At 75.6% G+C, this 7,686-nt stretch carries 8 protein-coding genes; 3 read left to right on the forward strand and 5 right to left on the reverse strand.

Annotated features, from left to right (window positions below):
- Nucleotides 1–77 precede the first annotated feature (77 nt).
- Nucleotides 78–887 carry a class I SAM-dependent methyltransferase gene (locus SSBG_RS22065; RefSeq protein ID WP_008748284.1) on the forward strand — a complete coding sequence of 270 codons (810 nt, stop codon included), beginning with the start codon at nt 78–80 and terminating at the stop codon, nt 885–887.
- Nucleotides 884–1,963 carry a prenyltransferase gene (locus tag SSBG_RS22070; RefSeq protein WP_008748285.1) on the forward strand — a complete coding sequence of 360 codons (1,080 nt, stop codon included), beginning with the start codon at nt 884–886 and terminating at the stop codon, nt 1,961–1,963. The genes SSBG_RS22065 and SSBG_RS22070 overlap by 4 nt, the downstream gene beginning before the upstream one ends.
- Nucleotides 1,964–2,104: 141 nt before the next feature.
- Here the strand turns inward: SSBG_RS22070 and SSBG_RS22075 are convergent, their stop codons facing one another.
- From SSBG_RS22075 to SSBG_RS22095, 5 genes are all read right to left on the reverse strand, one after another.
- A complete protein-coding gene (locus SSBG_RS22075) occupies nt 2,105–2,392 on the reverse strand; it encodes a hypothetical protein (protein ID WP_008748286.1) in 288 nt (95 codons plus the stop codon).
- A gap of 89 nt (nt 2,393–2,481) precedes the next feature.
- Nucleotides 2,482–3,342, reverse strand: coding sequence for a DUF5336 domain-containing protein (locus tag SSBG_RS22080; protein ID WP_008748287.1), 861 nt, complete (start codon nt 3,340–3,342; stop codon nt 2,482–2,484).
- Between the two features lie 169 nt (nt 3,343–3,511).
- Complete coding sequence (locus SSBG_RS22085) at nt 3,512–4,423, reverse strand: N-acetylmuramoyl-L-alanine amidase (RefSeq protein ID WP_086023073.1); 912 nt, start codon at nt 4,421–4,423, stop codon at nt 3,512–3,514.
- 35 nt (nt 4,424–4,458) lie between these two features.
- On the reverse strand, nt 4,459–5,109 hold the full coding sequence (locus SSBG_RS22090) for a class I SAM-dependent methyltransferase (RefSeq protein ID WP_037870389.1): 651 nt from the start codon (nt 5,107–5,109) through the stop codon (nt 4,459–4,461).
- 190 nt (nt 5,110–5,299) lie between these two features.
- Nucleotides 5,300–7,084 (reverse strand): MFS transporter, encoded by a 1,785-nt coding sequence (locus SSBG_RS22095; protein ID WP_008748291.1) that lies wholly within the window; start codon nt 7,082–7,084, stop codon nt 5,300–5,302.
- Between the two features lie 177 nt (nt 7,085–7,261).
- On the opposite strand from SSBG_RS22095, the gene SSBG_RS22100 reads away from it, so the two are divergent.
- Nucleotides 7,262–7,686: FAS1-like dehydratase domain-containing protein (locus SSBG_RS22100; protein WP_037871765.1), on the forward strand; the 425-nt coding region annotated here is incomplete at its 3' end.

The raw sequence follows: 7,686 nt of genomic DNA on the forward strand, positions 1-7,686 counted from the left end.
CGCCCCGTACGGCCCACTCCTCCGGCCGCCCCGGCGGCGGCCGTCCCCGCCGCCCCCGACCGCGAAAGCAGGTCCTCGTGCTGACCGTCGACTTCACCCGTTTCCCGCTCGCCCCGGGCGACCGCGTGCTCGACCTGGGCTGCGGGGCCGGGCGGCACGCCTTCGAGTGCTACCGGCGCGGGGCGCGGGTCGTGGCCCTGGACCGGAACGCGGAGGAGATCCGCGAGGTCGCCACGTGGTTCGCGGCCATGGAGGAGGCGGGCGAGGTCCCGGCGGGAGCCACCGCGACCGCGATGGAGGGCGACGCGCTCGCGCTGCCCTTCCCCGACGCGTCCTTCGACGTCGTGATCATCTCCGAGGTCATGGAGCACATCCCCGACGACAAGGGCGTGCTCGCCGAGATGGTCCGCGTCCTCAAGCCCGGCGGGCGCATCGCGGTCACGGTGCCGCGCCACTTCCCCGAGAAGATCTGCTGGGCGCTCTCGGACGCGTACCACGAGGTCGAGGGCGGCCACATCCGCATCTACAAGGCCACCGAACTCGCCGCCCGGATGCGCGGCGCGGGCCTGCGCCCCTACGGCGCCCACCACGCGCACGCGCTGCACAGCCCCTACTGGTGGCTCAAGTGCGCCTTCGGCGTGGACAACGACAAGGCGCTCCCGGTGCGCGCCTACCACAAGCTCCTCGTCTGGGACATCATGAAGAAGCCCCGCACGACGCGCTACGCCGAACACTTCCTCAACCCGCTGCTCGGCAAGAGCTTCGTGGCGTACGCGACGAAGCCGCACCTGCCGCGCGAAGCCGCCGACGCCGCCGCCCGCGACGCCGGGCACGCGGCCGGGGACACCGCGCCCGGGGCCCGCGACGCCGCGCCCACCGCCGTATGACGACGCCCCGCACCGACCTCCTCGCCCTCCCCGGCGTCCTCACCGCCGACGAGGCCCGCGCCACCGTCGCCGCGCTCCTCGGCCAGCAGCGCGCGGACGGGGCGCTGCCCTGGTTCCGCGGCCACCACCTCGACCCCTGGGACCACACCGAGGCCGCGATGGCGCTCGACGCGGCCGGGGAGCACGAGGCGGCGGCCCGCGCCTACGCCTGGCTCGCCCGCCACCAGAACCCGGACGGCTCCTGGTACGCCGCCTACCACGACGGCGACGCGACGCGGCGCATCGACCGCGCGCGCGAGTCCAACTTCTGCGCGTACGTGGCGGTCGGCACGTACCACTACTGGCTTGTGACCGGTGACACGGCCTTCGCCGCGACGATGTGGCCGGTCGTGAAGGCCGCGCTCGGCTTCGTCCTCGGGCTCCAGCAGCCCGGCGGCGAGATCGGCTGGAAGCGCGAGGCGGACGGCACCCCCGTCACGGACGCGCTCCTGACCGGCTCCTCCTCCGTCCTGCACGCCTTGCGCTGCGGCCTCGCGCTCGCCGCCGCGCGCGGCGAGGCGCAACCGGACTGGGAACTCGCCGCGGGCGAACTGCGCCACGCGATCCGCCACCACCCCGGGCGCTTCCTCGACAAGAGCCGCTACTCGATGGACTGGTACTACCCCGTCCTCGGCGGCGCGCTCGAAGGCGCGGAGGCCGAGGCCCGGCTCGCCGCGCGCTGGGACGAGTTCGTCGTGCCGGGCCTCGGCTGCCGCTGCGTCGTCCCCAACCCGTGGGTCACCGGCGGCGAGAGCGCCGAACTCGCCCTCGCCCTCTGGGGGGTGGGAGACCCCGCGCGCGCGAAGGACGTGCTGCGCGGCCTCGCGCGCCTGCGGGACCCGGGGACCGGCCTGTACTGGACCGGGTACGTGTACGAGGACGACGCCCTGTGGCCGCGCGAGCAGACGACGTGGACGGCGGGCGCGCTGCTGCTCGCCGTGGCCGCGCTCGCCGGGGAACCGGCGACGTGCGGGGTGTTCGGGGCGGGGCTTCCGTACGGGATCGCGGTGGCGAGGTGTACGTGTGGGGTGGGGTGAGGGCGGGGGCCGGGGCTGCGCCCCGGGCCCCCGGTTCGTGGGGCTGCGCCCACGTTCGTGGGGCTCCGCCCCCGCCCCGCTCCTCAAACGCCGGAGGGGCTGGATGGTGGCGCCGGTCCCGGGATCGGGATGTGCGGGGGGTCAGCGGCGGATGCGGGCGGCGGCCGCGTGGCCGATGGCCAGGTAGACGACGGCCGCCAGGCCGTAGCCGCAGACGACGCGCGCCCATTCCCTGTCGAAGGTGAACAGGTCGTGCGACCAGCCCGCGAGCCAGGAGGCGGCGTCGTGCACCCACCGCACGAGGTCGTTGCCCCGGTTCGCGTCCAGGAGATACATCAGTATCCAGACGATGATGATGGCGGCCACGACATCGGCGACGAGCGCGATGATCCGGCCTATCGAGGAACCGCTTCTGGTGGACATGGCCACCGTATTGCCGCTTGTGCGTGGGTGAAACGGGGCCGGGGACAGGCCACTTGTGACCTGTCCCCGGCAAGGCGCCCTCGCGGGCGGGTGGTTCAGCCGCGCTGGATGCCCGAGGTGTCGCGCAGGACGCCGCGCTTGCCGTCCTGGGTCTGGGCCACGAGCTCCTGACCGCGCTGGTCCACCGCCAAGTACCAAGTACCGGGCGTCAGTTCGGCGATCGCCGTCGGAGCGCCGTCCTCGCCGTACAGGGGGCGCGGGACGGGCACGGCGAACCAGAACGGGGCGAACTCGGCGGGCTGCTGCGCCGGGGGCGGGGTCGCGCCGACCGGCGGCTGCGCGCCCCCGGCGGTCTGCCCGGCACCCGGGTAGCCGTACCCCGGCTGCTGCTGCCCGGCACCCGGGTACCCGTGACCGGGCTGCTGCGGCTGGCCCGCGCCCGGGTAGCCGTACCCCGGCTGTCCCTGCTGCTGCCCGTACGGCTGCGGCCGCGCGGGGCGCGACGCGGGCACGAGCGGGCCCTTGAGCGCGGGCACGAGGGGGCTCGCGACGGCGGCGGCGGCCAGGACGAGGGCGGCGATGAGACCGAGGACGAGACCCGCGCCCGCCCCGATCCGCGCCACGCTCTGGACGTCGCTGAACGAGCCCAGCGGGTCGAAGACCGTCCACAGCGCCGTCCAGGCGGCGAAGACCGTCAGGGCGGTGCCGAGCTGGCCGAGGTCCAGGCCGAACACCTTGCGCGGCTGCGGCAGCAGCCTCGTGAGGATGACGAGCGCGGCCCCGATCACCCCGGCAAGGTAGACACTCATCAGGAGCCCCAGACTGTCCCAGGCGTTGGGGACGCTGGTGCAACTGTCGCTGTCGCAGGAGAAGGTGCCGGGGAACGAGGCGATGAACAGCACCACCGCGGCCACGATCACCACCCCGTCGCCTCTGGTCAGAGAGCGGATGTTCACGTCGTCAGGTCCTTCGTCGGCAGTGGTCGGCGAGCCGGGGCGTGCTCAGCGCCGATCATGGGGCGCACGGTCCGTACGGCAGAGATCCCCCGAGCTCCCGAGGACCATACCGCCACCGGCCCGCGGCCGTCCGGTGGGCCCGCGCGCCCACCCCGCGCGCACCCCCTCCTCACGACTTCTCCCCGGCCCCCGCCGTCAGGTACGCGGTGAGCCCCGCCGCGACCCCGCGCGCGGCTCGCTCCCGCCACTCCGCGGCGCTCAGCAGCCCCGCGTCCGTCGCGTCGCGCATGTTCCCGCACTCCAGGAACACCTTCGGGACGCGGCTGAGGTTGAGGCCGCCGAGGTCGGAGCGCGTGTCGAGCCCCGTACCGCCGTTGATGTACGTGGCCGGGGAGGTGCCGGTCGCCTTCGCGAAGGAGGCGGCGAGGCGGGTGCCGAGGTCGTGCGAGGGTGCGGTGATCGCGCGGGTGTCGGCCTTCCCCGCGTGCACGGCGCCGGGCATGATCACGTGAAAGCCGCGTGCCCCGGCGGGGGCCCCGTCCGCGTGCACCGAGACGGCCGCGTCCGCCTCCGCCTCGTTGCCGATCTCGGCGCGTTCGTCCACGCAGGGGCCGAACTTCCGGTCCCCGTCGTGCGTGAGCCGCACCTCGGCGCCCCGCGCGCGCAGCAGCTTCCGGGTCCTGCGCACGACGTCGAGCGTGAACTCGGCCTCCGGGTAACCGGCGTTCGTCTCGGTCCCGGTCGTGTCGCACTCCTTGCGCCCGTTGCCGACATCGACCTGGCGCTTGATGTCGGCCGTGTGCAGGCGGTTCCCCGGGTTGTGCCCGGGATCGAGGACGACGACCTTCCCGCTCAGCGGCCCGGCGGACGGCGAGGGGACCGGGGACGCGGGGGTACGGGCCGGGGCGGGCGCGGCCTTCGCGTCGTCGTGCCCCGTACCGCCCCCGTCACCGCCCCCGCGCCCCGCGAGGCCGTACCCGAGGCCCCCCGCGAGCAGGAGGACGGGCACGGCGACGGCGGTGAGCAGCCGCCGGGAACGCGGCGGGCGGCCGGACGGGGGAGAGGCGGGGGAGTGGGGCACGCCCGCGATCGTAGGGGGTACCGGCCCCGGCGCGCTCAGCGGCGCCGCAGCACCCGCAGCGAGTCCACCGTCCGGACCTCGTCGAAGTCGCCCGAACCGGCCGCGCGCCGCCAGATCCGGTACGGGGCCTGGCCGCCGTCGGCCGGGTCGGGGAAGACGTCGTGGATGACGAGGAGACCGCCGGGCGCGAGCCGGGGCGCCCAGCCCTCGTAGTCGGCGCTCGCGTGCGCGTCGGTGTGCCCGCCGTCGATGAAGACGAGGCCGAGCGGCCGCGCCCACAGGGCCGCGACCTGCGGGGAGCGCCCCACGACGGCCACGACGTGCTCTTCGAGCCCGGCCCGGCGCAGGGTGCGGCGGAAGGCGGGCAGGGTGTCCATGACCCCCAGTTCGGGGTCCACGGTCGCCGGGTCGTGGTACTCCCAGCCCGGCTGCTGCTCCTCGCTGCCCCGGTGGTGGTCGACGGTGACGACGGTCACCCCGGCGGCCCGCCCGGCATCGGCGAGCAGCACCGTGGACCGCCCGCAGTACGTCCCCACCTCAAGCAGGGGCAGCCCCAGCCGCCCCGCCTCGACGGCCGCCGCGTACAGCGCGAGCCCTTCGTGCGCGGGCATGAACCCCTTGGCCGCCTCGAAAGCGGCGAGAACACCGGGCGCGGGCACGGCGTCGGCGGTGTGCGGCTCGGTCATGACAGAGGTCCTCCAGCGGTACGGGTCAGGGGACGGGACCGTCCCGGCACCCACGCCCCGCCGGCCCGCCCCCGGCCATCGTCCCGCACCCCCCACGACCCCCCGCACACCCCCCCCGCCCGCGAGCCCCCGCCGCACCGTTCGCGGGACACCTGCCGTGGCACACCTGCGGCACGCCCCCCGGCGCCCCTCAGCCGCTCACCGCCTCCGCCCTCCCGCTCCGGTCCCGCAGGGGCGCGAGGACGAGGGGGACGAGGCGGGTGGCGTGGCCGCCGGGGAAGGAGACGGCGGCGGCGCGGGGGGTGTGGCCCGTCGCGCGGCAGGCGACGACGTAGGGGCCCGCCGTGAAGGCGGGGAGGGCGTAGCGGCCCGCCGTGTCGGTCGTCGTCAGGCCCGCCTGACGCCCTCGGCGGTCGATGAGGGTGACCGTCGCGCGGACGACGAGCGCGCCCTCCGCGTCCCGCACCTCGCCGCGGAAGCCGCTGAACCCGTCCGGGAGAAGGAAGTCGTCCCGTGTGCCCGGGAGTTCGACGAGCGTGAGGCGTTCGCCGCCGCCCGCCGCGCGCGGCAGGAACCACGCGAGCACGAGCCCGCCCGCCACGGCGCACAGCGCGATCACGAACGACGTGCGGAAACCGCTCATCGAGGGCACCTCGGCACCCCCGTGCGGAAGCGCCGAACCCGCGAGCACCATCCCGATCACGGCGCTCGACACCGAGGTCCCGATCGACCGCATCAGCGCGTTGAGCCCGTTCGCCGCCCCCGTGTCCTCCGGGCGCACCGCCGCGATGATGAGCGCCGGCAGCGACGAGTACGCGAGGCCGATCCCCGCGCCCACGAGCACCGCGATCAGCACCGTCTGCCACGCCGCCGCGAGCAGCCCGAGCCCGGCCCCGTACCCGGCGCCGATGACGAGCAGTCCCAGCAGCAGCGTCGTGCGCGGCCCGCGCCGCGCGGCGATCCGCGCGTACAGCGGCGCCGTCGCCATCATCGTCAGCCCCAGCGGTGCCACGCACAGCCCCGCCACGACCATCGAGCGCCCGAGACCGTAACCCGTCGCCTCGGGCAACTGGAGGAGCTGCGGAAGGACGAGCGTCACGACGTAGAACGACACCCCGACCATCACCGAGGCCAGGTTCGCGAGCAGCACCTCGCGCCGCGCGCTCGTGCGCAGGTCCACGAGCGGCGCCGCCGCGCGCAGTTCGTACCACCCCCACACGAGCAGCAGCAGCACTCCGGCGCCGAAGAGCCCGAGCACCCGCGCCGAGCCCCACCCCCAGTCCGCGCCCTTCGTCACCGGCAGCAGCAGGCACACGAGCCCGAGGCTCAGCCCGAGCGCCCCCGGCACGTCGAAGCGGCCGGGGGCCCGCACCGAGGCGCCGGGCACGAGCACCACGACGAGCGCGAGCGAGACCACGCCGAGTCCTGCCGCGAGCAGGAACAGGGCGTGCCAGCCCGCGTGCTGCGCGACGATCGCCGCGAGCGGCAGCGCGAGCCCGCCACCGACCCCGATGGACGAACTCATGAGCGCCATCGCGCCGCCGAGCCGTTCGCGCGGCAGCACGTCGCGCATGATTCCGATGCCGAGCGGGATGGCGCCCATCGCGAGGCCCTGGAGCGTGCGCCCCGCGAGCATCGGCACGAGCGTGCCGGTCAGCGCGCACACGAGGGAGCCCGCGATCATCGCGCCGAGCGAGACGAAGAGCATCCGCCGCTTCCCGTACAGGTCCCCGAGCCGCCCGAGCACGGGCGTCGCGACGGCCCCCGCGAGGAGCGTCGAGGTCATGACCCACGTGGCGTTCGCCGCCGAGGTGTCGAGGAGGGCGGGCAGATCCTTGATGACGGGGACGAGCAGGGTCTGCATGACGGCGACGGCGATCCCCGCGAAGGCGAGCGCGCCGACGGTCGCGGACGGCGGGCGGGGACGGACCGGGGCCGCGCCGGGTATCCGTGGGCGGTCGTGGGTGTGGGGCATGAGCGGTGCTACCTCCGACCCTTGCGGACTGAAAGTGATCCGGTACGGAGGGTAGTCCGGCGGTTCTCGTACGAAGGGGAAAGCGGCGGCCCCGGTGGAAGCGGGAGGGGCACGGGCCGCGCGGACCGTGCGCCCCCTGAGACGGCGTGTGCGGCGCGTGCGTCAGAATCGGGCCCCATGCCGCTCGACGCCGCCCGCCTCCTGTCCGCACCACCCCGCACCCGCACCCTGAGCTGGTCCCCGAAGGACGTCCTCCTCTACCACCTGGGCGTCGGCGCCCCGCCCGCGCGGCCGCACTGGACCCTCGAAGGCGCCCTGCGCGTCCTGCCCTCCTTCGCCCTCGTCGCCGGGGGCCAGGACGTCCTCGGCGACCTCGACCTCCCCGGCGCCGAGCACGTCGAGCGCGCCCGGGTCCTGCACGGGACGCAGGAGCTGACCGCGCACCGCCCGCTGCCCGCCGAGGGCTCCGCCCGGGCCCGCACCACCGTCACCGACGTGTACGACAAGGGCACCGCGGCCGTCGTCGCCGTCCGGACCGAGGCGGCCGACGCGGCCGGCCCGCTGTGGACCGCGCGCCGCCTCCTCTTCGCGCGCGGCGCCGG

Source organism: Streptomyces sp. SPB074 (assembly GCF_000154905.1).
Lineage (GTDB): Bacteria > Actinomycetota > Actinomycetes > Streptomycetales > Streptomycetaceae > Streptomyces.